19 protein-coding genes and 1 pseudogene are annotated in these 24661 nt (G+C 56.2%); 5 read left to right on the top strand and 15 right to left on the bottom strand.

Annotation, left to right across the window (positions count from 1 at the left end):
- Nucleotides 1–149: 149 nt before the first annotated feature.
- The 3 genes from AVO44_RS19915 to AVO44_RS19905 form a co-directional block, all read right to left on the bottom strand.
- Nucleotides 150–731, bottom strand: coding sequence for a hypothetical protein (locus AVO44_RS19915; protein WP_233422042.1), 582 nt, complete (start codon nt 729–731; stop codon nt 150–152).
- A gap of 81 nt (nt 732–812) precedes the next feature.
- On the bottom strand, nt 813–2213 hold the full coding sequence (locus AVO44_RS19910; RefSeq protein ID WP_068341049.1) for a selenium-binding protein SBP56-related protein: 1401 nt from the start codon (nt 2211–2213) through the stop codon (nt 813–815).
- A 198-nt stretch (nt 2214–2411) separates the two neighbouring features.
- Complete coding sequence (locus AVO44_RS19905) at nt 2412–4913, bottom strand: cation:proton antiporter (RefSeq protein ID WP_068341046.1); 2502 nt, start codon at nt 4911–4913, stop codon at nt 2412–2414.
- A gap of 579 nt (nt 4914–5492) precedes the next feature.
- Here AVO44_RS19905 and AVO44_RS19900 point away from each other — a divergent pair.
- Nucleotides 5493–7523, top strand: coding sequence for a trypsin-like peptidase domain-containing protein (locus tag AVO44_RS19900; protein WP_169794892.1), 2031 nt, complete (start codon nt 5493–5495; stop codon nt 7521–7523).
- Here the strand turns inward: AVO44_RS19900 and AVO44_RS19895 are convergent, their stop codons facing one another.
- The 8 genes from AVO44_RS19895 to AVO44_RS19860 all read right to left on the bottom strand — a co-directional run bounded on the left by AVO44_RS19895 (nt 7524) and on the right by AVO44_RS19860 (nt 15234).
- Nucleotides 7524–8567 (bottom strand): S8/S53 family peptidase, encoded by a 1044-nt coding sequence (locus tag AVO44_RS19895; RefSeq protein ID WP_169794891.1) that lies wholly within the window; start codon nt 8565–8567, stop codon nt 7524–7526.
- A gap of 362 nt (nt 8568–8929) precedes the next feature.
- Nucleotides 8930–10669, bottom strand: a complete 1740-nt coding sequence (locus AVO44_RS19890) for a SulP family inorganic anion transporter (RefSeq protein ID WP_068341098.1) — start codon at nt 10667–10669, stop codon at nt 8930–8932.
- An 86-nt stretch (nt 10670–10755) separates the two neighbouring features.
- Nucleotides 10756–12435 (bottom strand): bifunctional protein tyrosine phosphatase family protein/NAD(P)/FAD-dependent oxidoreductase, encoded by a 1680-nt coding sequence (locus tag AVO44_RS19885; RefSeq protein ID WP_068341037.1) that lies wholly within the window; start codon nt 12433–12435, stop codon nt 10756–10758.
- A 28-nt stretch (nt 12436–12463) separates the two neighbouring features.
- Nucleotides 12464–13348, bottom strand: a complete 885-nt coding sequence (locus tag AVO44_RS19880) for an MBL fold metallo-hydrolase (protein ID WP_068341034.1) — start codon at nt 13346–13348, stop codon at nt 12464–12466.
- Between the two features lie 22 nt (nt 13349–13370).
- The gene (locus tag AVO44_RS19875) at nt 13371–13808 is read right to left on the bottom strand and encodes a DUF6691 family protein (protein ID WP_068341032.1); all 438 of its coding nucleotides are present in this window, start codon (nt 13806–13808) and stop codon (nt 13371–13373) included.
- Nucleotides 13809–13811: 3 nt separating this feature from the next.
- A complete protein-coding gene (locus AVO44_RS19870; RefSeq protein ID WP_068341029.1) occupies nt 13812–14246 on the bottom strand; it encodes a YeeE/YedE family protein in 435 nt (144 codons plus the stop codon).
- Nucleotides 14246–14455 carry a YgaP family membrane protein gene (locus AVO44_RS19865; protein ID WP_068341026.1) on the bottom strand — a complete coding sequence of 70 codons (210 nt, stop codon included), beginning with the start codon at nt 14453–14455 and terminating at the stop codon, nt 14246–14248. Before AVO44_RS19865 ends, AVO44_RS19870 begins: the two co-directional genes overlap by 1 nt.
- Before the next feature lie 104 nt (nt 14456–14559).
- Nucleotides 14560–15234 (bottom strand): Crp/Fnr family transcriptional regulator, encoded by a 675-nt coding sequence (locus tag AVO44_RS19860; protein ID WP_068341024.1) that lies wholly within the window; start codon nt 15232–15234, stop codon nt 14560–14562.
- Between the two features lie 321 nt (nt 15235–15555).
- Between AVO44_RS19860 and AVO44_RS19855 the strand changes: the two genes are divergently transcribed.
- A complete protein-coding gene (locus tag AVO44_RS19855; protein WP_068341021.1) occupies nt 15556–17097 on the top strand; it encodes an ankyrin repeat domain-containing protein in 1542 nt (513 codons plus the stop codon).
- Between the two features lie 120 nt (nt 17098–17217).
- Here the strand turns inward: AVO44_RS19855 and AVO44_RS19850 are convergent, their stop codons facing one another.
- A complete protein-coding gene (locus tag AVO44_RS19850) occupies nt 17218–18414 on the bottom strand; it encodes an oxidoreductase (RefSeq protein ID WP_068341018.1) in 1197 nt (398 codons plus the stop codon).
- A gap of 101 nt (nt 18415–18515) precedes the next feature.
- Between AVO44_RS19850 and AVO44_RS19845 the strand changes: the two genes are divergently transcribed.
- Nucleotides 18516–19400 (top strand): LysR family transcriptional regulator, encoded by an 885-nt coding sequence (locus tag AVO44_RS19845; RefSeq protein ID WP_068341015.1) that lies wholly within the window; start codon nt 18516–18518, stop codon nt 19398–19400.
- A gap of 168 nt (nt 19401–19568) precedes the next feature.
- On the opposite strand, the gene AVO44_RS19840 is transcribed toward AVO44_RS19845, so the two are convergent.
- From AVO44_RS19840 to AVO44_RS19830, 3 genes are all read right to left on the bottom strand, one after another.
- Entirely contained in the window at nt 19569–21911 is a 2343-nt protein-coding gene (locus AVO44_RS19840) for an arylsulfatase (protein WP_205626566.1), read from the bottom strand.
- 157 nt (nt 21912–22068) lie between these two features.
- On the bottom strand, nt 22069–22536 hold the full coding sequence (locus AVO44_RS21185) for a DUF2092 domain-containing protein (protein ID WP_068341012.1): 468 nt from the start codon (nt 22534–22536) through the stop codon (nt 22069–22071).
- Nucleotides 22537–22552: 16 nt separating this feature from the next.
- Nucleotides 22553–23293 (bottom strand): porin family protein, encoded by a 741-nt coding sequence (locus AVO44_RS19830; RefSeq protein ID WP_068341009.1) that lies wholly within the window; start codon nt 23291–23293, stop codon nt 22553–22555.
- A 287-nt stretch (nt 23294–23580) separates the two neighbouring features.
- On the opposite strand from AVO44_RS19830, the gene AVO44_RS21850 reads away from it, so the two are divergent.
- Together AVO44_RS21850 and AVO44_RS21845 are read left to right on the top strand one after the other, a co-directional pair.
- Nucleotides 23581–23916, top strand: coding sequence for a hypothetical protein (locus AVO44_RS21850; RefSeq protein ID WP_068341006.1), 336 nt, complete (start codon nt 23581–23583; stop codon nt 23914–23916).
- Nucleotides 23917–24044, top strand: a pseudogene (locus AVO44_RS21845) (IS5/IS1182 family transposase); the annotation flags it as partial. It lies immediately after the preceding gene.
- Between the last annotated feature and the right edge of the window lie 617 nt (nt 24045–24661).

The raw sequence follows: 24661 nt of genomic DNA, 5'->3' as shown, positions 1-24661 counted from the left end.
ATAAACGCTATTTGTCTGGCAAGTTTTTTGACGCCTGCGGAACACTAAACTCTAGTTTGTCCTTGCAGCTTCTAAACCCAAGATGCACCGCGCAGCGTGTAGCATTTGTTAGCAACTCTTCTAAAAGCTTAACCCAGGGATCGATCAACTTAGTGCACAAACATCAGCGACAGAACTCCTACAAGGATCAGGCTCAGCGCCCACACCAGGTCCAGGTTGAACCAGCTCTTGGAAAGAAATCGCAACCCCAGCCAACGGTAGACTCCGAACGCAAGCAGACCGCCAGAGGATGTCATCGCAGCTGTGTGGGCCAAAGCAACCAACACGGCGACTTTCGCGTTACCAGTCATCAGGTCAGAGGCGGCTGCGTGACCCGCGTCAGTTGCGATCGTGCGGCAGATCCCAAGATAGATTGGCACCAACATCAATCCCGCACCGTGCGCCATTGCCGCCAGAAATGACCACAGTGCAAGCCGAGACGGCGGCACACGCGCAAGAAAGCGCGGGTGGCGGCGGTTGACCAAAAGATAGACGCCAAGCCCGATCACAAGACATGCCGCGCCAATCTGAATTTCACGTTGCCGTTCAGCCAGAAACAGCAGCGCTGTGAAAGGAAAAAGAATGGCAGCCATCGCAAAAAGATGCCCGGCGGCCAAAGCGATCAATGCGTTGAAGAAACTGTTGCGGCTCTTGTCCATCAATGCGGCGGAAACCGCCAGTGGCCACCCCATCCCGGGATTAATCCCATGGTATATGCCCGAGGCGACAACAGCCCACCAAAGAGCTGTTGTCGTTTCCAATCCGCCCACGCGTCAGACGGACGGGTAGCAGAAACTATCGGTTGAACAGTCACCGCCTTCAAGGCGTATCTGGTGGCTGCGATAGCCTTTCGGGAACTCAACATAGAAATCCTTGTCCAGTTCCAAGCCACCGTTTTCACCGACATTGGCCATCACCATTTGCCCGCCCTCATCGTCGGGGTAGAATTGATCATCCCAAGTTGAATACAACGAGTTGGTCCAATAGACCCGCTTGCCATCCCGGCTGATCTCGACCATTTGCGGACCGTAGGCAAAGCCTTTGCCATTCGGATGCTTCGCGCCGCGCGCAATACCGCCTAGCTCTACCTTCCCGGTCAGCTTGGGGTTCATCGGGTCGGAAACATCGTACTGATGCATTTCACCCTGACCCCAGCACGCGACATAGAGGTACCTGTCGTCAAGGCTAAGGTCGATGTCGGTCACCAATGGCGGCACGGCCTCAAACCCTTGCAGAAGGGGTGGGAGGTTTTCGGCCTTCTCTGGCCGTGGATCAATTGTGATGGTCTTTTTCGCCTCAAACGTGCCGTCGTCTTTTTGCCACCACGTGAAGATGCAACCCTGCAGGTTCGTCGTGTCGACCACGACACCACAGAAGCCATAATCCTTTGCAGGATCATGAGCGGGCCGGATTTCCAAAGCCATTTGATGGTTTTCGCCCAGATCAATGGTCTGGACATTCCGACGTTCGCGCAAATTCCAGAAGTGAATCTTGTGACCATATTTGTTGGACAGCAAATCTTCGGCCACGATCCCGTTTTCGAATTGCGGCGGCAGTCCCCACTCGGAACTCACCATGTAATCACGCGGAAGGTTCCACCAGAAGTCATAGTGTTTGTCTTGCTCGCCCCGGTCCATTTCGTAGCGCCCAAGGATATCGAATGTCTCGCAATCCATGATAAAAATACCCGGAGGTCCATCAGTTCCATCCGGCCCGCCGCCACCAAGCGTTGAAACGTAGATACCTTCGGGGCCGCAATGGATCGTATGCGGACGCGAATAACCAGTTTTGGCGAAGACCTCTTCTGGCTCGATTATCTTGTGAATTTTTGCCTTCAGCGGCTCTTTCACATCGATTACATAAATGCGAGAGGACCGGATACCCGGTATAATCAGATATCGCCGCTCTAAAAAGGCATGTCCGGTCAATGGAGACAGCGCCGAAGAGCAGGCATTCCAGCCAAAATGATGAAACTCATCCCCCTTGTTGGGCATCATAAGCTTATGAACGATCTGGCCGTAGGTCTTGGATTTTGGATCAACATCTATAACGGCCAGCCCATCAGGTTCCGAGCCATCCGGGCTGAGCATCAATGTGAAGGCAAGCGTTTCCGCAGGCGCTTCCATGGCAAGTTTTGGGGTTGCGTGAAATGTAGGGTCAGGTCTCAGGTTCATAGCGGGCTCCTCCCAGGGCATAAGCGGCAGATCATTTGCAAGACGGATCTAATCTCGCCTGGCGGGAAGAGTGCCATAAATTCCAGATTCGTTAAAATGCCGCGTTTCTGGTGCGATGGGCCAGCGAGCTAAAGCCAATTCGATATCTCAGGATCGCAGTACGGGACAGCACTCAGTTCGATAGAGCGACAAAGAAATTCACTCTGTTTCGATGAGCTTACGCAGTTCAACGCCCTGGTTTGCAGCGCTCGCGACTATTGCCTCACGCAGGGACTTGCTGCGCTGGACGAGTCTGCGGAATTTTTCCTCGTCCAAAATCAAAAGCGTTGTGGGCACAATCGCACGGACGGTTGCCCGGCGTTTTTGACGCAGCAACAATTCAGTCTGACCAAAAATTTCACCTCGCCCCAAGCGCCAGCTTTGTCCAGCCATTTCGAGCTCAACCGCGCCTGAGACGATAAAGTAGACCCTGCGCGCCGGGGCGTTTTTCTGGATGATAATCTCGCCTGCTTCTACGTGGCGGGTCTTTAATGCGCGCACAAGGCGGCGAAGCCCGGACGGGCTTACGTCCGACAAAACCGGTATTCGTTTTACAAGCTCCGCCGCACGCGGTGCGATATCGATCATCGGGCGCGCTTCGGCTGCCGTGCGCTTTTCGGAAACGTCATGCAAAAGCACTGAATACAGTTCGGCCCCAATCAAACCCTCGTCGAACATCTCGGAGTATTCCCGTTCTTCCAGCCGCAAAGCGATCCGGCGGATGAAGCGGCGCTGAACTTCTTCGGCAAAGCCGGGATATTGAAGCTGAAGGCCGTCAAGGGCGGTGTCTACATACTCGGCCCTCCGGTCAATAAGCTCTCTGAGGATGCCCGCGACGCGACGCCCGTGTATCCGGCGAATGCGTTGATCCACAAAGCGGTAGATATCGCGAAGCACCAGACGTTGGGCAAGCAATACTTCAAAGCGATGCGCGGTTACACGGGCCAGCGGAGCCCGCAAACGCAGTCTGTCATTCAGAAAAGCGGTGACGCGAAAAAATCTGCCATAATCGATGGTTCGGCGCGCCGCCCGTAGATACCCCGTGCGGCCTTGCAGGCGCGTTGCCTCAATCAGTCGATCAATGTCCAAAAGTGCCCGTTCGGCCAAACGTGTCGAAAGCGATCGGTCGCGCATGTGACCCAGAACAAAATTCCTCTCGGCACCGGCCAGTGCGATAAGGCCCAGGGTTACGCGATCTCGGTCCAGAATATCCTTGCGTTCCTCTGCGGAACGCACCGCGGCCTCAAGCCTTTGACCAAATTGAACAGCCTCTGATCGGATGATATCGGGCTTCAGTTCATAGCTTGATGTGGTCTTTTCCACGTCTTCGCGGACCGTCTGTAATGAAACGGCGATGACCTGTCGGGACAGGGCTTCGTCCACGGCTGAAAGCTTATCAAGCCCAAGGCGGCGTATGAATGGCCGAAGGGTTGGCCCCTGAACGATAAGGGTGAACAGGGTGAAACCCGTCGCAAGGATACCAACGGCCCTTTTTGTCTCGGCCGCGACTTGGGCGTTCTCTGTAACGGCCAATGCCAGCGCAAGGGTTACTGCACCGCGCATACCGCCCCAGAGAATTGCAAAACGGAAGGGGCGATCCACTGGCGGAGAAACACGTAGCAGGGTCAAAAAGGGCAGGAAGCCAAACAGAATGAAAACGCGGGCAGCAACAGCTGCAACAATCACCACAAGGATCAGCCCAAAATCTGACCACTGAAAGCCGCTCAGCAACCTTGGGATCAGCAGTGCGGCAAGAATAAAGATCAGCGCCCCGGCCCAATGCGCAAGCACACCCCAAACATCCGACAAGCGCGCCCATGCCTGCGGGGTCAAACGCCCAGGCGCAGACAGATTCAAAGTGATGCCCGAAACGACAACTGCAATGACGCCAGATGCACCGACACTCTGCTCGGCGACGACATAGGCAAGGTATGGCAACGCGATCGAGATTGAGATCTGCGCCAGCTCAAAGCCCTCGATCAAGGACATCAGCCACAGGCTGGCGCGGGCCAGAATCCAACCAGTCACGGCACCCCCAACCAAAAGCAAGGGAAACTGGATCAGAGCGTCACTTGGCTTTGGGTCCGGTGCGCCAACCATCACAAAGCCGATGAACAGCCCGAACAATGCAATCGCGGCTGCATCATTCAGCAGGCTCTCGCCTTCGATTATCCGGGACAGTCTTTGCGGTGCCGCAATTGACCGAAAAATACTCACAACAGCCGATGGGTCGGTTGTCGAAATGATCGCGCCCAGCAAAAGACACGCGACAACAGATAGCGAACTTACGGCTGCCAGGGCAAAGCCAACCGTGAAGGTGGCGACAAAAACCGCGACGATTGCCAGGACGAGTATCGGAACCCAGTCATCCATCATACGCCGCAAGTTCATTCCAAGCGTCGCTTGAAAAAGCAGCGTTGGCAGGAACAAGTACAGGAAAACATTCGCGCTGATCGGTAGCCCAAGGATAGCTTCGGCCACTGGGTTCATCACTTCGGTCAGGTCGGTTCGAAGAAAAAAGGCCGCAGCCACGCCAATAATCGTGCCAAGAACAGCAAGTACAACGCTATACGGAATACGAAGCCGCGTCGCGGCTGGCTCGGCCAGGCCGATCACGACAAAAAGCGATGCAACCACTGTTGTTACAAGAACAATATCCATTACACGTCTCTGATCTGGCTAAAGCTATGCCACAGAATTATTCTTGCAACCTGCTTGCCAAGTGGCCCCTAAATGCCCTGCACGTTGAACCCGAAAACTGTCCAAAAGCGCAATATTTCAAATTCTTTTTTAAAGTCAGGCGAACGGCTTACTCTTTCGCCTCTTTTAAGCTCTTTGCCAGTGCTATACCAACAGATTTCAGCCATCCGCCTGGCCTGTTTTCCGAATCCGTACAGCAGTCAAGAACGCCAGCGTTGCCCTATTCGCTTTGAACTGCCTCGATATGTTAGCATCCATCAGCCACGACGGAGGTCAGGGTGCAAGACACGCGTTCCTTTGAGCAATGAAGGCTGAAGTATGGCGGAACCCAACCTTGCCGAACTGACTTTTTGAAAGGCCAACTCAAATATCGGTGCGGAGCGATTCTGGCGTATCCAGCCGGGCAAATCCAATCCGAAGGCGTCAGGTCTGATGGCGACCATATTGTCCCTGCCCCTTCAACAAGCGTGTCCAGGGGAGGACAGCAGGATTAGTGTTTTTGGAACGGAGACATCAATCGTGATCAGTATCACAGCCGTAATGAGAACCCTTACAGCACTCGCGGTGGCGATAATGCTACCGTCGGGATCATCTGGCGAAACATTGCACGGTTTTCCCGCTGACACGATCAAATCGGTTGTGTCCGTGCTTCCCGTGTGGCCCGGCCACGCGCAGGGCGGTGCCGGGACACGACCGGGGGTTGCGCCGGAAGGCAGCGGTGTTGTGCTGCCCTCAGGCTTTATCGCAACGGCATGGCATGTGATCGAGCCAGCCAACCGCATAGATGTGCGCATGTGGGATGGGCGTGTTTTGCCCGCAACGCTGATCGCGTCAGATGCCGCCAGCGATATCGCTCTGCTGCGCGTGGATGTTGATCTCCCGGGTTTTGAGATTGCCCCGCCGCCTGCGCTGGCGGCACCAGCCTGCGCGATGGGCAATGCTTGGGGGCTGGGTATCTCCGTCACCTGCGGGGTGGTCTCGGCGCTCGACATTTCGGACGCTGGTTTCAATCCGGTTGAGCACTTTGTTCAAACCGATGCTGCAGCAAACCCCGGAGTATCAGGCGGCGCGCTTGTTGATGCAAACGGGCGCCTTCTTGGCATGATGTCGGGCATATTTGCGTCGAGCGGTGATACGAATATCGGGGTTAATTTCGCGGTCTCGACTGACCTGCTTATCCGTGTTGCGGATGCGCTGGCCGAAGACGGCATTGTCACTTATCCCGATCCGGGCTGGAGCCTTGCAAACCCGGGCCGAAAGCAACTTGCCGAAAAAGCCGCGCCCGTTATTTCCGCGCTACAACCGGGTGGCGCGGCTGAGGTTGCCGGGCTTTTGCCAGACGACCTTGTCACGCATGTTGACGGCCGCCGAGTGCTCAAGCCGCGCGACGCTGTCGCGGCTCTGTCCCTCTTGCCGGAAAATGCCGCGCAGGTCGACGTAAGGGTCGAGCGCGCAGGGCGACAGATTACAGCAGTGCTGTTGCTGAACGGTAGTCCAACGGATGAACCAAGCGCTGAGGCTCTCGGCGACTGCCCGCACCCGGCGCCGGTTTGCCAGTTGCGACAGGCGGTCTTCCTGATATCCAGTTTCGACCCGGTTGCCAGCGCCACGCGAATTGGGCCGAACCTGCTTGTGACCAACCGCCATGTAGTCGCCAATCAGCCGGATGTCGTTGTCTTTACACCGGACGGTCCGCGCGACGGACGTGTGGTGCCATCTGCCTATGCCGGTGATCTTGCACTTATCGAAGTGGATGGGTTGCCAACTACAGGCATCATCGCCGAATTGGACCACGAGCAAGCGGCAATTGATGAGACCTACGCAATCGGTGCGGATGTTGGCAGTCAGGAGGTGCGCGTGTTCGACCCCGGCGCGCTGATCGCGACGCCTGCACCCGGCGCGGATCTTGGGCGCGTTCATGTGACATCTTATATGCAACCCGGCGTCAGTGGTGGTGCGCTTGTCAACAAGGACGGAGGGCTTGTGGGCATCAATGCCGGTGGCGGCGAAGGCCGCTATGAAGCCATTCCAGTCGCTGATATTCGCGCCCTTCTTTCACTCAGAGATGATCCGCGCGCGACCGAGATTACAGCCAGCCTCGGGTCGGCTTTGGCGGATTGCGTTGACGCGATGGATGCCTTGGACGTCACCGCCGGGCAGGACAAGGATTTGGCAGCGCTGGCCGACACCTGTTCCGCGACCCAAAATCAAGGACAACTTTTGGAAGCAGGCCGCATTTTGGCGCGTGCGGGCGACTTTGACGCGGCGATTGCCCTTCATGGGCAGGCAGTCGATCAAGTCCCGAATTCTCTCAATGCGCGCATTTCGCTGCTGGTATCATTGCAACTGGCGGGCAGGTTCAGTGAGATGACGCACCACGCACGCCGCGCGATGGAACTGGCCCAGGATGACCCTCAGGTCCTCCGGTTCGCCATTCAATCAGGCGTGTGGGGCGACGCGCCTGAACTTGCTGAGGATGCATACAAGGCCTTACTTCAAGCTGATCCCACGCAAGCGCAAGCTGCGCGTCGATTTATCGACAGCGCGCCACCCGCCCCGACACGACAGTAGCTACGGATCTAACGGATTGGGAATCCATCCTGTTGAAAGCACACCGTCACGCTCGAACGGAGAAGGCTTAGCTAGTCTCAAAATACTGTTTTTAAGCTCTATGGCGGTAAGCTCTGGTCTTTCAGCCAGAAGACGCGCAGCCAACGCCGCAACGCGCGGAACAGCATAGCTCGAACCTGACGCGACACCCGACGCACCTCGAAAATCGACGATCTGCACGTTTTCAGCCGGAACCATCACATCCACATGGGTTTGGCCCCAGTTCGAGCCTTCAGCCAGACGTCCAAACTCATCCGCCGATGTCACCGTAAGGATCCGATCCGAGGACAGCGCCGCCGGGTAAACCGGGTTCTTGTCGATATCCCGTCCGTTATTGCCCGCAGAGACAATCGCAAGCACATCGAACGCGTCCAAGGCGGCCTCAAACGCGGCCCATTCCGACTTTTTGTTGCTGCCCAGCGGCATAGCTAAAATCCGCACGCCATCACCTGCGGCCCGCGCGACGGTATCGCCCAGGCGCGCCATGTCCGGCCGCGGATACCTGTAGGGAACAATCGCGGCATCGGGTGCTTCACGAACAAAGATGGACGCGACGGCCGTCCCGTGCCGGATGGGCAAGAACCGTCCGCGTGACACGTCGCCATCATAGGGCCACGGGTCCATATCCCAATAGTCGAACCCAAGCGGTTGTTTGTCCGCCCCGCGCGCCAGTTGCTCACGAAAAACCGGCAGGTCGTAAGCAAGCCCGGAGTCGATGAATCCGACTCGCACACCGCCCTTGTCTACGCCACCTGGCCAAGGGGCTTGCAGCGTTTCGGTCCACCTTACTGTTGTGAGGTCTCCATCAAGCTGATCAAGATATTGCCAGGCGTCACCTGCTGACCGAATTTCGCGGCCTGATCGAACATTGCAACCCCCATCCGCGATCGCCAAAAGGTAAGGTTCCGGGCCGTTGCCATGGTCAAGCCACAGCGACGCTCGAAACTGTCTCAGCTGCCCATTATGCTGACGGCGTTCAATTTCCAGCTCACTGCGGTCAGCCATGACAAGCCGAATGGATATCACACGAGGTCTTGCGATATTGGGACGATGTTTTTCGCTGATCAGCCAACTTCCGGGAATGGCGGACTGAGCAGCAAGACCAGTAAGCTCTGGCAGGCCGCAGACGGCGTCAACAGCATCAAGAACAGTTTGAACATGCTGCTCGCGCACCTCCCGTGCGACCGCGAAACCTGGCAAAATGAGGCACGCGAGAACACACACATGCAGAAGCACGGCCATAGATTTTAGTGTCCAAGCATGTATCGTCGCGCGCATGATTTACGTGGACTCCCATGAAACCAGCCTGCCCGCCACCCGACAAGACCAACACCCGGCAGAGGAATTTTGTTGCCGCTACTACCTGTTTACTCGGCTGCTTTCGCTTGTCCATTCTGTTTGGAAAGTGCGGCCCATGCGTCGTGTTGCGCCAAGAATACCCGCCCGTTCAGGTCGTCGATAAAATGCGACCGCTTCAAGCGGTCCATCACCGGCCCTTTCACTTCTGAAAGGTGAAGACCGACCCCCATATCCTTCAGGCGATGGTTGATGGCCTCAAGACTTTCGAGGGCAGAATAGTCCACCTCGTTCACGGCAGAAAACATCAGGACGACATTCTGGATTCCGCAGCCATTTGTGACACGTTTCTGCACAAGGTCCTCAAGGAACCGGGCGTTCACGAAATAGAGGCTCTCATCGACCCGCAAGGTCACCAGTGCCGGGTCTGTTTCTACCTTGTGACGCAGGATATTTCGGAAATGCTGGGTCCCGGGAACAAGGCCGACCTCGGCCACATGCGGGCGCGATGTCTTGTAAAGATGCAACAGGACAGAGATCGTGACGCCCGAGGCGACACCGACCTCAACACCCAGGCCAAGGGTCAAAACGATTGTCGCCGCCACAGCCGTGAAATCGGCCCTCGAATAACGCCATGTCTTTTGCAGGATTGAAAGGTCAACAAGGCTCAGCACGGCGACGATGATTGTTGCAGCCAGCGTTGCGTTCGGCAAAAAGTAGACCAGCGGCGTCAGCGCGACAGCAGCAATCGCCAACCCGACAGCCGTAAAGGCACCAGCGGCTGGTGTTTCAGCACCGGCGTCGAAATTCACGACCGAGCGCGCAAAACCGCCTGTCACCGGGTAGCCACCTGTAAACGCAGCGCCAAGGTTGGCAGCCCCCAAGCCAATCAGTTCCTGATCCGGATCGATCCGCTGGCGCTTTTTCGCTGCCAGGGTCTGCGCCACGGAAACGCTTTCGACAAAGCCAATGATCGAAATCAGGATTGCAGGAACAAGAAGTGCGCTCAAAAGGTCGGGCGTAAAACCCGGAAGCGTCAAAGGCGGCAGGCTTTGCGGAACCTCACCCACAATCTTTACGCCGCGGTCATTCAGCCCTAATAACCAAACGGACAGGGTTGTTGCGACAACAGCGGCCACAGGTCCGGCCTTGGTCAGAATGTCGGAAATCAGCGGCGGCGTGCCCAGTTTGCGCAACGCGGGTCTGAGGTTGCCACGCACCCAGAAAAGGAAGCCAGTGGCAGAAACGCCGATTGCAAGCGTGATCCAATTGACCTCGTTCAGATGCGCGAAGATCGAACCCAGCATTTCGGGCAGCGTGTGCCCATGGGAGCTGATCCCCAAGATATGTTTGAGCTGGCTGGTCGCGATCAGGATACCCGAGGCCGTGATAAACCCGGCGATGACGGGGTGGCTGAGGAAATTGGCAAAAAAGCCCAGACGAAACACCCCCATCAGAACAAGAAATCCGCCCGACAGGAATGCCAGCGTCAACGCGGCAACGGCATAGCCTGCGGTTCCCTGCTCGGCGACTTGCCCCACGGCTGAGGCGGTCAGCAGTGACACAACGGCGACCGGCCCGACCGCAAGGGCCCGGCTGGTGCCGAAAATTGCATAAAGGATTATCGGCGCGATCGAGGCGTATATGCCCGCTTCCGGCGGCAAACCCGCCAAAAGGGCGTACGCCAAGGATTGCGGTATCAGCATAATTGTGACGATAACCGCCGCGATCATGTCATTCGAAAATGCCTTTCGGTCATAGGTGCGCCCCCAGTCCAAAATCGGCATATAACGGCGAAGATGGTCAATCATCGTGTTCATCCGTAAAAAGGGGCGGATCTGATCCGCCCATTATTCATCGCGCATGAAGGAAGGAAATGCGCAATTGCGTCAGTAGCTTACTCAACCAAAACCTTCAGCTTTTCTGGTTTGGCCATCCATTCCTTGCCCCGAAGCATGGCTTTCCAGTAGATCGGCGGCAGTACCGTTTCCTTGAGGAACCATGCCGTGCGTGTTGGCTTTGTTCCATCCAGAATGAATTTCGGGAACGAAGGCTGCAACGTTCCACCATATCCGAATTCTGCCAGAACGATCTTACCGCGCTCGACCGTCAGCGGACAGGAACCGTACCCGTCATACTGAGCCACCGCAGAACGCCCGGCGATGTCGGCAACGATGTTGTCGGCCACGGTTGGCGCTTGTTTGCGTGCTGCGGCTGCGGTCTTGGCATTGGGCGCATTCATCACGTCACCCAACGACCAGATGTTTTCAAATTCCTTGTGGCGTAAAGTGGCCTGATCCACGTCAACCCAGCCAGCAGCATCCGCCAAGGGCGAGACACGGATGAAATCTGGTGCAGTTTGCGGCGGGCAGACATGCATCATGTCGAACTCAACCGTGACCTCAGTGGGATCAGTATCGGGTTTTTCGACCCTAAAGGTCGCTTTCTTGGCCGGACCGTCCACCGAGACGAGATTGTGAAAGAAATTCAGCCCCGCGTCGTATTTCTTGACGTATTGCATCAGGGCGGGGACGTAATCCTTGACGCCGAACAGCACGCCGCCTGCGTTCATGAATTGAATGTCGATGTCTTTCAGGACACCGCGGCGGAACCAGGCATCACCAGAGAGATACATCGCCTTTTGCGGTGCGCCCGCGCATTTGATCGGCATCGGCGGCTGGGTAAAGATTGCCCGGCCTTCCCTCATCTGCTCTACCAACTGCCATGTATAGGGCGCCAGATCGTACCGGTAATTCGACGTGACGCCGTTGCGCCCAAGCGTTTCCTCAAGACCCTCGACCTTGCCCCAGTCGAGTTTCAGACCGGGACACACGACCAGGCGATCATACTTCACGACCCGGCACCCATCCAGGATGACAGCGTTGTTCTTCGGCTCAAACGCCGCGACGGCGGACTTGATCCAGTGCACTCCCTTCGGGATCAGACTGCCCATGGTCTTTGCCGTGCTCTGCGCGTCGAAAATACCGCCGCCAACCATGGTCCAGCCGGGCTGATAATAGTGTATGTCGGCTGGATCAATGACTGCGATGTTTAAACCGGGCTTGCGGGATTTGAGGCTGGCGGCAACCGAAATGCCGCCCGCGCCCGCACCGATGATGACGACTTCGAAATGCGCATCACCCGTATCTGTCGGGGTCTTTCCCCCGTTGGCGATACGACGGGCCACGCCGTTCATGTCATAACCTGCCGCCTTGGTCGCAGAGAGGATCTCGGACATCGGGCGTTTCTTGGCCTCGTGGAACGACCAGAGCGTCGCCGACCGCGTGCCTGTTCGGCAATAGGCCAGAAGGGGGCGTTGCAGGTCTGCCAAAGCGTCACCAAACGCCTCGACATCTTCGTCCTTTACCATACCGGACTGAACGGGCACATAGCGCGCCTGAAGACCAGCGGCCTTTGCAGCCGCCTCGATTTCCTCGAAAGAGGGCTGATCGGCGCCTTCACCATCCGGCCGGTTGCAAATAATCGCCTGGAAGCCTTCTGCGGCAATTGCAGGGATGTCCTCCACCGAGATTTGCGGGCTTACCGTGAATTTCGGCGAGATTTTCCTGAGTTCCATTTTTTCCCTCCACCAGAGCAGATTTTGCTCAAAGACCGTTAACCGGCACCTTGAGCATCGGGTTTCCGTCTTTGTCGGTCGGCACCTCGCCAGCGCGCATGTTTACCTGCAATGACGGGATGATCAGCTTGGGCATATCCAACTGCGCGTCGCGCTCGGTGCGGAATTTGACGAACTCTTCTTTCGACTTGCCACCGCCGACATGGATGTTGTGGGCTTTCTCGTCGCCGACTGTCGTCTCCCATTGAATATCGCGGCCATTGGGGCCGTAGTCGTGACACATGAACAGCCGCATTGCATCCGGCAGCGCCAGAACCTTTTGAATGCTGTCATAAAGAACACCCGCATCCCCGCCCGGAAAATCTGCACGCGCTGACCCGCCATCCGGCATAAAGAGCGTATCGCCAACAAAAGCCGCGTCGCCCATGACATGCACCATGCAAGCCGGGGTATGGCCCGGTGTGTACATGGCAAAGGCCTGCATATTGCCGACCATATAGGTATCGCCATCTTCGAAAAGCCGGTCGAACTGGGACCCGTCGCGCTGAAACTCTGTCCCCTCATTGAAGACTTTGCCGAACGTATCCTGCACGACCATGATCTTCGAACCGATGCCGATCTTGCCGCCCAGTTTTTGCTGGATATACGGCGCGGCGCTCAGGTGATCGGCATGGACATGGGTCTCGATGATCCATTCCAGCTTCAAGCCTTGCGCATCGATCTGCCGTATAATTTCGTCCGCGTGATCATAGGTGATGCGACCTGCCGCGTAGTCGATATCCATGACGCTGTCGACAATCGCGCAGGCGTTCGATGTCGGGTCTTTCACAATGTAGCTGATCGTGTTTGTGGCCTCGTCGAAAAAGGCCTGAACCTCGGGTTTGATATCCATGTTGACAGGATAGTCGGTCATGTTTGTCTCCTCCTGAAACGGGTCAAGCCGCGTTGGTGCGGCGCGGCGCCGTAAGTGATTGAATGAACTTGGCAAGAAGTATTCCTGCCACCAGGGCTGCGGTGAAGGCTACGACCTCCCACCGGCCCGTACCAAGCGCCGGCAGCGCGCCGCCCGGACAGAAACCCGCGATGCCCCAGCCAATTCCGAAAACGGCAGAGCCGCCGATCAGGCGAGCATCAATTGTGCGATTGACGGGTACTTGGAAGTCAGGCTCGAAGATCGGTGCGCTTCGTCCGAAGACGAGCTTATAGCCGATGAACGTGGTCACTAGCGCCCCGCCCATCACGAAGATCAGCGACGGATCCCATGTGCCGACGATATCAAAAAAGTTTAGGACCTTGGCCGGGTTTGCCATGCCTGATATCGAGATACCGACACCAAAGATCAAGCCGATCAGATATGTTGCGATCAGTCTCATGGGTTAACCTCCGATCACGTGGCGGATGATATAGACCGTTAGGCCGGTGAAGATCATGAAGGTGATCGTGGCGGCGATGGACCGCGGGCTCAGGCGCGCCATTCCGCAAACCCCGTGCCCTGATGTGCAGCCCGAGCCGTAGGTCACGCCGACACCCACGATGAGACCGCCCAAAACCAGGGCGAGGGTCGAAATCGGAACCTCAACAGCGGGCATTTGGCCGGTCATCAACCAGACGACAGCCGGACCCGAAACCATCCCGGCAACAAGGGCCGCACGCCACGAGAAATCCTGACCAGAGGCCGGTTGAAACAAGCCTGCCAAGATACCGGTCGCGCCAAAAACACGCCCGAGCATCAGCATAAGAAGCGTCGAGGATACGCCGATCAGGACACCGCCTGCAAGCGACGCCCAAGGAGTGAAAGCCGTCTCAATCATCAGCAGTCTCGGCAGGTTTTGAGGCCGATAAGGCTATAAATCGGGCAATTCCCGACAAAGGCCGTCAGCGTGAAGATGCCCGCCACGACAAGCGCAAGCCAGAACAGAAGACCTGTCCCCAAAGCACTCGTGCCGAACGCCAAAACAAATAACACCGCAGCAATAGCCAGACGGCCGCCACGGTCAAATTTTCCCATGTTGGTGGTCATGTTCCTACTCCATCGAGATTCGATGGATGTACCATGGCATACATCTGACCGATCCTTTGGTGACCAAGTCACCAAAAGCAAACTAAACAGCTAACACGCCGGATTCAGACACCCGCGCCAGAAGACCTGACCAGCCGCTCAATCCCTGCCCGGCCAGTAAGCCGTACCTCACCACGCGATTGTTCGACCCAGCCACGGCGGTTGAACTCTGACAGCGTCCGTGAGATCACCTCGCGTGCCGTGCCAAGCTCGGTTGCCAGAACAGCATGGGTTGCGTGCACCACACCGTTCTCGTCCGCCAGCTCCAAAAGCCGCGAGGCAAGGCGCACGTCCATGCGTTGGAACACGATGTCATCGATAAGCGTGAAAAGGTCGGTGATGCGTTTTGAATACGCGGTAAATACAAACTCACGAAAGACGGGCGAATTCGCGACCAGTCGATCGAAAGTCGTGCGGGGAATGGCGACGGCGCGCACATCGGTCTCAGCAATCCCATCCGCTGAATACTCTTCGAAGGCCAGCATGCACGCCGTCGTCAGGACACAGCTTTCACCGGCATGCACACGATAGAGAAAAACCTCGCGCCCCGTTTCCGACTTTTGCTGAACCCGAACAGTACCATCCAGCAGGAGCAGCAGATTGTCAGCCGACTGCCCGGGCCCAAAGACCTTCGTACCAGCGGGAACCGAGACGATCTGACTTCCGGCCTCAAGGTCTGCGCGAATATCGTCTGGCAAGCGGCTTAGCCCCTTGAACTTGTCGATCCATGTCCCTTCCATCTTGTTTGCCCCTGTTCTTGATTGCCTGGAAAAGCGAACGCGTTCCGGTTTGCCCGAGTCGCCAATTGTCGTGTATTCAAAGTGTCTTGGTCGGGAAACACCAGACTTTCGTTGCGAATTTTTCCGGCCCCAGTGCAACCGATGCCTGCGACCCGTTCGACTTGCGTGATATCTTGGCGAGCGGTACACTCACTCCAGGTCGTTTGAGGCGGCCACCCGGTCCGCGGAAAGCTGTCATCGGCACCTCGCAGAGAGTACACGAAAACCACATCGGTTTCTCAGCCCGGTTTAGCGGACCCTCGGGCAGCGGAGGGAACACCGATGACAAAATCAATCGACCAATTACGACGTGATGCCAAGGCTCTGGGCAAAGCTCTGACTGGGGGCGACAAGGGCGCGTTGCTGCGCATCCATGGTATCATTCCGATGCCCAAGAACGGCGTCTATAAACACGCCGATTGCCTACACGTCATCGCGCGTGAAACGGGATATGCGTCCTGGCCTGCTCTGAAACTGGCCGTCGAAACGCAGGGCATGGATCGCGCGCAGAAACAGGGTCGGCTGCGTTGGGCGCTATACAACGGCTCGCCCGAGACGGTCGCGCACCTGCTTGCAGATGAGCCAGATCTTGCGGCGGGGCAGGTTCCCCTTCTTGTCGCGATGTACGAAATCGACGCCATGCGCAAGATTTTGACTGAGGACCCAGGGGCCGCCACGCGCAACTATCCACCAAGACGCCCGATGTGCCATCTTGCGTTTTCCAGATACATCAAGTCAGCGCCTGAAAAAGAAAGTGACATGCTGGCGATGGCGGAACTGCTATTGGCGAACGGCGCAGATGTGAATGACAGTTTCGCTTTCGACCCGTTAGAAGAACACCGGTTGTCCGCGCTCTACGGTGCGATTGGGCATGCTGACAATATGTCATTGGCAAAGTGGCTGCTGTCGAAAGGCGCAGATCCAAACGACAACGAGTCGCTCTACCATTCGACCGAGCTTGGCCATACCGTTGGTCTTCGTTTGTTGCTGGAGCATGGCGCAGACCCCCAAGGCACAAATGCACTTCCCCGTGCAATTGATTTCAACAGCACCGAGGCCGTTCGCCTGTTGCTTGAACACGGCGCGGACCCCAATGAAGGCATTGCCCCGCATCCGTCTGGCGAACCCTCACTGGTAATCCCCGCCCTGCATCAAGCGGCGCGGCGCCTGGCTTCGGGCGAAATCGCCCAACTGTTGCTGGATCACGGTGCAGACCCAAACGCCGTCAGTCGCGGTCATACGCCCTATGCCTTCGCCCGAATCTTCGGGAACCGTGACGTGGTGGAGGTATTGGAACACGCGGGCGCGATGACCCAGCTTTCGCAGACAGAAGAGCAGCTTGCGCGGGCAGCGGACGGCAGGCCCGAACCCGGTGACATGATAGACATGAATGCGCTTTCGGATGAGATGAAGTGCCTTCTGTGCCGCCTCGTCTGGCGCGAAGGAACCCTGCCTCATATGCAGCGTTTGGTCGAGATGGGCTTTGACCCCAATCATCCGGACGAGATGGGAATGCCGCCGCTCCACCTGGCTGGCTGGGAGGGCATGGTCGAGGTGATGTCCTATTTTCTGGGCCAACACCCCGACCTTGAACACACCAACGCTTACGGAGGCACGTTGTTGTCAACCATCATCCACGGGTCGGAAAACTGCCCGCAAAGAGCACACCGCGATCACATTGAATGTGCACGCATGGCGCTGGCAAAGGGTGTGGCGCTGCCCCGAAAAGCGGCACGGTTTGCGACGGTGCCCGAGATGTCCGCTTTTCTGGCTGACTGGGCAGAATCCCATCCCGAACAAGTTGTCGAACATGGCGTTGTCTAATTTGGATAGTGCACGGTAAAACAAAGACCAAGGCAGGCGTAGCTTATGAACCGCGCTTGAAGGGCTGTGCATACTCATTTCTAACCGGAGCAGCTCAAGCCGTTGACTGTGCAAAAAGCCTTAGTGACCCGAACTTCGTTTCTTCCAAATTGCGACACGCTGCTCATCACGTTTTTCGTATTCTGCGACAGCCTCGTCGAGATCGCGATCGACAATTCCCTCACGGTCTGCCCCAAGATCCGTAATGCGCATGGTAAACCAAGCGATCATACCACCGGGCGACAACGTGTCAAAGCGAGGAAACGCAGGACTACTTTTTCCTGCTTTCCATGTCGCTGGTAAGCAGGGGTCAAGCACAAATCCCCGTGCCAAACCTACCGCATCCACATCCCCGGAACGGACGGCAGCTTCGGCTTCCTCGTGGCGTTTGAACCCGCCTGTCGCCATAAGCGGTATCGACGTCAGTTGACGCGCCGCGCGGGCAAATTCGACAAAATAGGGCCCTTTAGTGTTGCGCTCCGAACTCGACGGAGCACCAGGAAAGTACGTGCCGCCGCTGATGTCCAGAAGATCAACACCCTTTCCTTCCAGAGCGGCCACGACCTTGAGGGCTGCTTCTTCCGTCAAACCTCCGACAAGCTGATCGGTCGCGTTTAACTTTACTGAAACAACAAAGTCAGATGGAACTGCGGCGCGAACAGCTTCGACCGTTTCGATAAGCAATCTCATTCGCGCGCTTATCGAACCCCCATAGGCATCGGTTCGATGATTAAAAAGCGGGGACAGAAACTGACTCAGAAGAAACCCGTGTGCGGCATGAATTTGAACGCCGCCAAAACCCAACTCTGCCGCATGGCGCGCCGTTTTGGCAAAACACTCGGGGACGGTTTCGATTTCAGCGCGTGACATGGCCTCACTGCGGAAATCAGGAAAGTCCATCTGGCTTGGCCCTCTGGGTTTGCTTATCGGCAGATGCGCCAGTGCCCCGGCATGCCCAAGCTGCAACCAAAGGTGCGCCCTGTTTGCCGATCCGCGTCGAGCAAGTTCGCGAAACGCCCCCGTATTGGCTTTGTCATCCAGAATAAGGTTACCCGGTTTTTCAGGGTATCGCGGATCGCCTTGGACCTCTCCGATGATTGAGGCTGCCAGCCCACCCTCTGCCCACCGCTCATACAGCCGTATCTGAATGGCGGTCGGGTTGCCTTGACCATCCCCCAGTGAATCCGACATGGCCGATTTGATGATTCTGTTCTTTAGCACGCAACCATTTGGCAGGGTCAGCGGTGTAAAAAGAGTTTGTGTCGATACGGCGTGCAAAGAAGAGCTCCTCGGGCTATCAGCGTATATCTGATATACTTTGGAAAAGCTTTAAGGATAACTGAGCAACCGGGATCAAATCTTGATACTTTTTGGAATAGATGACACAGAAGACAGAACTGGAAATCCTGCTGGCCGTTGTTGATCATGGCAGTTTCTCGGCAGCAGCCAGAGCGTTGGGGTACACCCCGTCTGCGGTTGGCAAACGGGTTCATCAACTGGAAAAGCGATTGAATGTGCCGCTGCTTGTCCGCTCAACCCGGCGCATGACGCTGACAAAAGCGGGTCGGCGGTACGTCGAGGAAGCCAGAGGATTATTTGCCCGCCTGTCAGCGCTCGAGGCGGATATCGCCGATGATGCCTTAACTTTGCGCGGGACAATACGACTTACAAGTTCAGCGGCGCTTGGTCGTCGGCAGGTCGTGCCCCTGGTGATCGAATTCATGGAACGTCACCCGGAAGTCGAGATAGAGCTACTTTTGACGGACAAGATCGTCGACCTGATCGGTGATGGCTTCGATCTTGCAATCCGAAGCGGCATCTTACCCGACTCGTCCCTCGTCTCTCGAAGACTGATGAATAATCCTCGCCTGCCCTGTGCGACACCTGACTATCTTGAACGGCATGGTATTCCTGAAAAGCCCGATGATCTGACAAACCACAGATGTCTGCGACTCGGGCAGGAAAGGCAGCTTTCAGACTGGGGCTTTACCCAACCGCAGGGCGGTTTGGCGCGACTTGGCGCGGGTTTTTCCTGCAACAACCTCGAGGCGCTCCATTCGGCATGCCGTGCTGGGCTTGGCATTGCGTGGTTACCATCGTTCCTTACCACGACCGACCTGCAAAGAGGATGGCTTGTGCCAGTGCTGGAAGAATACACAGAACCGGATGCCGGCGGCGGTATCTTTATTCTGCGCCCCGAAACGGCATTCCTGCCATACCGGACGCGCAGCTTGATCGACTTTCTGGCAGATCGCTTCCGCTGACCAAGCAGAGCCCGACAGTTCGAGACGTGCAAGCTGGGCGTTCGTGTAAACCGGGAACGCGGGCACAGCAGGTAGACGGCCTGTACGACGAAGCGGTCACAGCGACCCAAGCTATCGTCTGACAAACACGACCTGAATTTTCTGATCGCGATTTATAGCAAACAGGCTTCATTTCACTACAACTGTCACACTGTTGATCGTTCCAGTAAACCGTGAGGCGGCTTCTGATCCGACAGTTTCGACCACTGGCGTAGCAAGGTCCACACCCACATCGGCCGTTTCGTCAGCGGAAAAGATGTGGGGCTGCGTACGCTCGATGCGGCCCTCGCCAACCTGCGTATCGTTAACGAATAGACGCGCATCTCCACCCTTGCCAAGGCCGTCGCCGTCATAGTCAAACTCAAAGCGGAGAGTAGCGCGCCCGGGAGCGAGTTTCTCGGTCCCAGTGATCGAAAAGCGCTCCAGCCCCAGGAAGTTATAGTCATATCCGGGCACACCGCCGTTAACATAAAGGGACCAGCCGCCGAAACGCCCGCCCTGCGCGATGATCGTTCCATCGGCACCGCTTTCTGGCACCTCGATTTCCGTAGTTATCGTCTTGGACTTGTTTTTTATGTCGAGGAAAACGTTCTCCGTCATGCCAGTCATGCCGCCAGCCAGGGTAATAGACGTCCTTCCGGCCATCAGGTCTGGTCGGCCAGCTGACGCCGGATTGATGCGTTCAAAGACACGGTCATCGATCGGTAAAACGTTGTTCCTCGCCGCTTCCTGCATGAAGATCGTCTGCATTTGGGCCAGTTTCTCCGGCATGTCATCGGAAAGATCATTAGTGAGGCTGAAATCGGTGGTGGTATCGTAAAGTTCCCAGATATCGTCAGCCAGCGCTCTGCGCGGTTTTGGCTCCCAAGGTGCTTTGTGAATCGTGCGTGCCCACCAACCCTCATGGTAAATCGCCCGGTTTCCGAACATTTCGAAATACTGCGTGGTATGGCGCTCTTCTGCGGTCGGGTCGTCAAAGGTGTAGAGCATACTGATCCCATCCATAGGATACTGCGAGACGCCATTGACCTCACGCGGCTCTGGAATGCCGGTAGCCTCAAGGATGGTTGGTGCGACATCTATGACGTGAGTGAACTGATCCCGCTGTTCGTCTCTGGCCTCGAAACCGTCAGGCCAATGGACGACCATACCGACCTTTGTTCCACCCGGGTCCGACGCGACCTGCTTTGTCCACTGATAGGGCGTATCCATGGCGACGGCCCACCCGGCCGCCATATGAGGATAGGTTTCGGGCCCGCCCCACTTGTCGAGCTTGGTGAGCATGTCTGACACCTGTTCCTGCACACCGTTGAAATACGTCATTTCGCTGAACATGCCGTTGCGGCCGCCTTCAGCGCTGGTGCCATTGTCACCGTAAACGAGGAATATCAGCGTGTTATCAAGCTGACCTGTCGCTTCGACGGCTTCAACGACACGGCCGATCTCGTAATCAGTCATGTCGACATAGCCCGCGAAAACCTCGAACTGTCGTTTGTACAGGGTCTTTTCATCCTCGCTCAGCGTATCCCAGTCTGGAATGGCTTCGGGCTTGGGTGCAAGTTTCGTTCCTTCCGGGACAATTCCGCGCTCGATCTGGCGTGCAAGGATCTCTTTTCGAAGCACATCCCAGCCCGCATCGAACTTCCCCTTCCATTTCTCCGACCATTCCTGCGGAACGTGGTGGGGCGCATGTGTAGCGCCCGGCGCAAAGTAAACAAAGAAAGGACGATCCGGCGTGAGGGCTTTCTGGTAGCGAATCCAAGCAACCGCCTGATCCGTCATATCGGTAAGGAAGTGATAGTTCGGATCTTCGGGCAATTCGACCGGGTGCACTCCATCATAAATAAAGGGTGCCCACTGGTTCGTCTCGCCCCCGAGAAAACCATAGAACTTATCAAACCCCTGACGTGTCGGCCAACGATCCTGCGGGCCTGCAATGCTCGCCTCCCAGGCCGCTGTTTCGTGCCATTTACCGAAGGCGGCGGTGGCATACCCGTTGAGCCGCAGAACCTCAGCAATGGGCGCAACCGATTTCGGGATCTGGCCGGTGTTACCCGGATATGCCGTGCCCATTTCGATAATTCCACCCATGTTGTTCACATGATGATTTCTGCCGCTCTTCAGCGCGGCTCGCGTTGGCGAACAGACTGCTGTTGTGTGAAAATCGACAAATCGAAGGCCCTCCGTCGCCAATTCATCGAAAACATCTGTTTCGACGGGGCCGCCGAAGGTGCTCGTTCCTGCGAAGCCCAAATCATCTACCAGAACAACCAAGACATTAGGCGCATTCTCAGGGGCTTTCACTTGAAAGAAAGGCGGCGGGGACGTGTCGCGCACATCGAGTTCGACATAACCCTTGGTGTGAGGGGGCGCGATCGGCAATACTTCACGATCCAATTCATTCTCGGCATGTGCCGCGCACGCAAAAAGCACGCTAGCCCCGGACATAATGAGTCTGTTCTTGGTCAACATGAATTCGTCCCCCTGGTTCCTCTTGGTTAGCGAAATCCCTTTAAGTCCCTGAAATCCATGCTTTTGCACCAATCTCAGCAGTTGTTGGCACCAGAGGCACATCGGCGCACGATGCGCCGACCCACGCCAGCAACACTTACCCGGGTCAACGGCCAGCCTACGCGAGCTTCAGCCTTTCCAACGAAACCCAAGCCATCCCACCGCCCAAGGTTACCCGCCAACTCGATGTACGTGGCAGCCGCGTGCAACACGTCGAGCGAAAGCGACAGTCTGCGTCGCTCGCATCGATTTCGATTGCGTTGGCAGTAGCGGCAAAGTCAAAGACTTTGCCTGAAAGCTGGACGTCCGGCGACCACTCTCGAACATCGATCGTGTATTGCGGACCCAGCGCGATTGATTTGGACGTAATTGTAAACCTGCAGGAGAACGGATCGGCTTCTTGCGCGATCCAGACCTGCCAGTCGACCTCCGGCGTCCTGAATGCGAGATGGTCGCATTCGCGGGCGTGACCTTCATCAGATGCTGCGGGCGTGGCACAAAGCGCGGCAAGAGTCAGGGCTGTAAGCGCTTTGCATATCGATGCCGGTGGCTCCAGGTCTGGTTTCGCCAGTTTTTCCGCGATCATCTTTGCGTGCCGCCCGTCAGAAGCGATACGTCGCACCAAAAATCGGGCCCGACTGTTCAAAACTGAAGTCAGTTCCGCTGATGGTGTTTTCGACGTCAAGATACCGGTAGCCGAAACGGAGGTCCCAGTTTTCATTGAGCGCGTAATCCGCGCTCAGAAGAACCTGCCAGGTCTCGCTGTCACCGTCGAAGCCGCCGTAATCAAGAAATGCGGTGCCAGACCAGCGGTCGGAGAACCGCATGTTTGCGCGCACCCCGATGATCGGATCTATCCAATCCTCACTGGCAGTGACTGACGGAACCGGCGGGCCACCAACGAGATTCAACTCCGTTTCCGTATCGAAGTATCTAAATCCGCCTGCAACATCGACAGACGCATTTTGGTTTTCAAGAACTCGGTAAGCGACAAAACCAGTCAGGATCTGGGTTTTCAAATTCGTCTCGGCACCGCTGAAAACATTACCGGGCGTGTCGCCGGTAAACCCAAGGTTGGTGTACATGTAATCCAACCCAAAGCTCCATTGGTCGTTGCTGGCTTCGAACGCCCCCATGAACGCCATATCCAGATTTTCCAGCGCATCGCTGAAACTCAATTTCGACTCTACGGATCCGATTTGGGTGGTTGTCTCGGCCGCAAAAAGATAGATCGAAGCCGCATAGGTCCACCGGCTATCTTGCGCGTTTGCCACGGTTGCTGATGCTGCCAAAGCGCCAACCGCACTTAAGAAATTTCTTAATCCAGTTTTCTTGATTATCATCTGACACCCCTTGCATGCTCAGGGGGTGTGAACGGTCAACTTGCTACGCTCTTTTGCACGAAAACAAGATATGATCTGACCTCGGCACGTCCCCTATGAAGGCAATCTTAAGAACGTGTTTAGCCCCCACCCATTGACCTATATCAAATTTGTGCCTCCTATTCGACTCTACGCGCCAAAATGTAGTCTGCTGGAGGCACGTCGCGTCAACTTCCCCTGATACGCGCCTCGGTAATTTTTCCAATCCGACGTTGGCTTGAAAAAACGGGTACAGCGTATCTGAACGATTGTACGCTGGGAATCTCGAATGGGTGCCGCCCGACGTTCCAACGGCAGCAATACCGTTGTTGGACGCGGTCACATTGCTGCAGAACATCGCCCGAGACGTCGGTCCGGACGCTCCTTTTCGCATGATTGACCAACGGTCGGTGCTTGCAATTGGTCTTATCACTGGCGCGGTGTCACGCGTTACCACGCTAGGTGATAGCTTCCACAACATCGCGAAATCAATGCATACGCATTGCACCCATGAAAGCCTGATGGTCGCTGAGCATGATGAAGTCCTGCATATCAGCGAGGGCTGGTCATCAAGGTTAGGCGAAGACGAGCTGTTGAAGTTCTAATTTCCCAAATCCCATGGCAAGCCTCGCGTTGATGGCCGACGAGTGCTGAGTGCGATTATCTTCATCAACCGCAACGGCTTAAGCTGGTGAGCGCCGCCTACGGGCCGCACAAAACGCTCTTGAAGCGTTGAACCGAGAAAGACCTCTTTGCGCGAATGATGCTTGGGGTGGGCTAAAGATATGCGGTCAGCTCGTCGGGCGTTCGCAGAACGACTTGGAGAATTAGGCGGCAAACAACTTCCATTCAACCGAAAGTCAAGCCCAGCGCCAGAACGGCCCCGAAAATCGTAGCGTGCCAAATGTAAACGGAGACTCTTGCCATTTTTGGCGGGTATATCGCATGTGATTTCAGGTCGCTAACGGTCATCACCGCACATATTCTGCAGAAATCCCGCCAAAATACGTGGGCCACAAAACCGCTCAAAATCTACAGGCTATGTTGTGGCGGAGACGAAGGCAGTATAACGAAACCAACAAGATACTATAAAATATGTTTAAAGTTGAATTATTTAGATGTAGTACCACAATAAGTACCACACTGGGCTCAATTTCAGGCGCAGCAAAGCCGAAGATGTAGATTTGACGGAATGTCCGTCAAAAAAAACTATAGCAGACACTGATGCAGGGCGTAGCGAATGTCGGCTCTGAGCCGAGGGTGTGTGGAAACTCGCGTAATTTCTCCTTGCTGAAGGTTTTCTGCCGTCTACGTCGGCCAGCCTCGGTTTATGGGCGACATTGGCGCCCT

It is taken from the genome of Ruegeria profundi, assembly GCF_001507545.1.
Classification (GTDB): Bacteria; Pseudomonadota; Alphaproteobacteria; order Rhodobacterales; family Rhodobacteraceae; genus Ruegeria; species Ruegeria profundi.
This window is presented reverse-complemented; position numbering and strand designations above follow the sequence as displayed.

Coding starts and splice junctions, on each gene's coding strand:
- AVO44_RS19915 (WP_233422042.1), bottom strand. CDS start 731: ATGGGGTGGCCACTGGCGGTTTCCGCCGCATTGATGGACAAGAGCCGC.
- AVO44_RS19910 (WP_068341049.1), bottom strand. CDS start 2,213: ATGAACCTGAGACCTGACCCTACATTTCACGCAACCCCAAAACTTGCC.
- AVO44_RS19905 (WP_068341046.1), bottom strand. CDS start 4,913: ATGGATATTGTTCTTGTAACAACAGTGGTTGCATCGCTTTTTGTCGTG.
- AVO44_RS19900 (WP_169794892.1), top strand. CDS start 5,493: ATGAGAACCCTTACAGCACTCGCGGTGGCGATAATGCTACCGTCGGGA.
- AVO44_RS19895 (WP_169794891.1), bottom strand. CDS start 8,567: ATGGCTGACCGCAGTGAGCTGGAAATTGAACGCCGTCAGCATAATGGG.
- AVO44_RS19890 (WP_068341098.1), bottom strand. CDS start 10,669: ATGATTGACCATCTTCGCCGTTATATGCCGATTTTGGACTGGGGGCGC.
- AVO44_RS19885 (WP_068341037.1), bottom strand. CDS start 12,435: ATGGAACTCAGGAAAATCTCGCCGAAATTCACGGTAAGCCCGCAAATC.
- AVO44_RS19880 (WP_068341034.1), bottom strand. CDS start 13,348: ATGACCGACTATCCTGTCAACATGGATATCAAACCCGAGGTTCAGGCC.
- AVO44_RS19875 (WP_068341032.1), bottom strand. CDS start 13,808: ATGAGACTGATCGCAACATATCTGATCGGCTTGATCTTTGGTGTCGGT.
- AVO44_RS19870 (WP_068341029.1), bottom strand. CDS start 14,246: ATGATTGAGACGGCTTTCACTCCTTGGGCGTCGCTTGCAGGCGGTGTC.
- AVO44_RS19865 (WP_068341026.1), bottom strand. CDS start 14,455: ATGACCACCAACATGGGAAAATTTGACCGTGGCGGCCGTCTGGCTATT.
- AVO44_RS19860 (WP_068341024.1), bottom strand. CDS start 15,234: ATGGAAGGGACATGGATCGACAAGTTCAAGGGGCTAAGCCGCTTGCCA.
- AVO44_RS19855 (WP_068341021.1), top strand. CDS start 15,556: ATGACAAAATCAATCGACCAATTACGACGTGATGCCAAGGCTCTGGGC.
- AVO44_RS19845 (WP_068341015.1), top strand. CDS start 18,516: ATGACACAGAAGACAGAACTGGAAATCCTGCTGGCCGTTGTTGATCAT.
- AVO44_RS19840 (WP_205626566.1), bottom strand. CDS start 21,911: ATGTTGACCAAGAACAGACTCATTATGTCCGGGGCTAGCGTGCTTTTT.
- AVO44_RS21185 (WP_068341012.1), bottom strand. CDS start 22,536: ATGATCGCGGAAAAACTGGCGAAACCAGACCTGGAGCCACCGGCATCG.
- AVO44_RS19830 (WP_068341009.1), bottom strand. CDS start 23,293: ATGATAATCAAGAAAACTGGATTAAGAAATTTCTTAAGTGCGGTTGGC.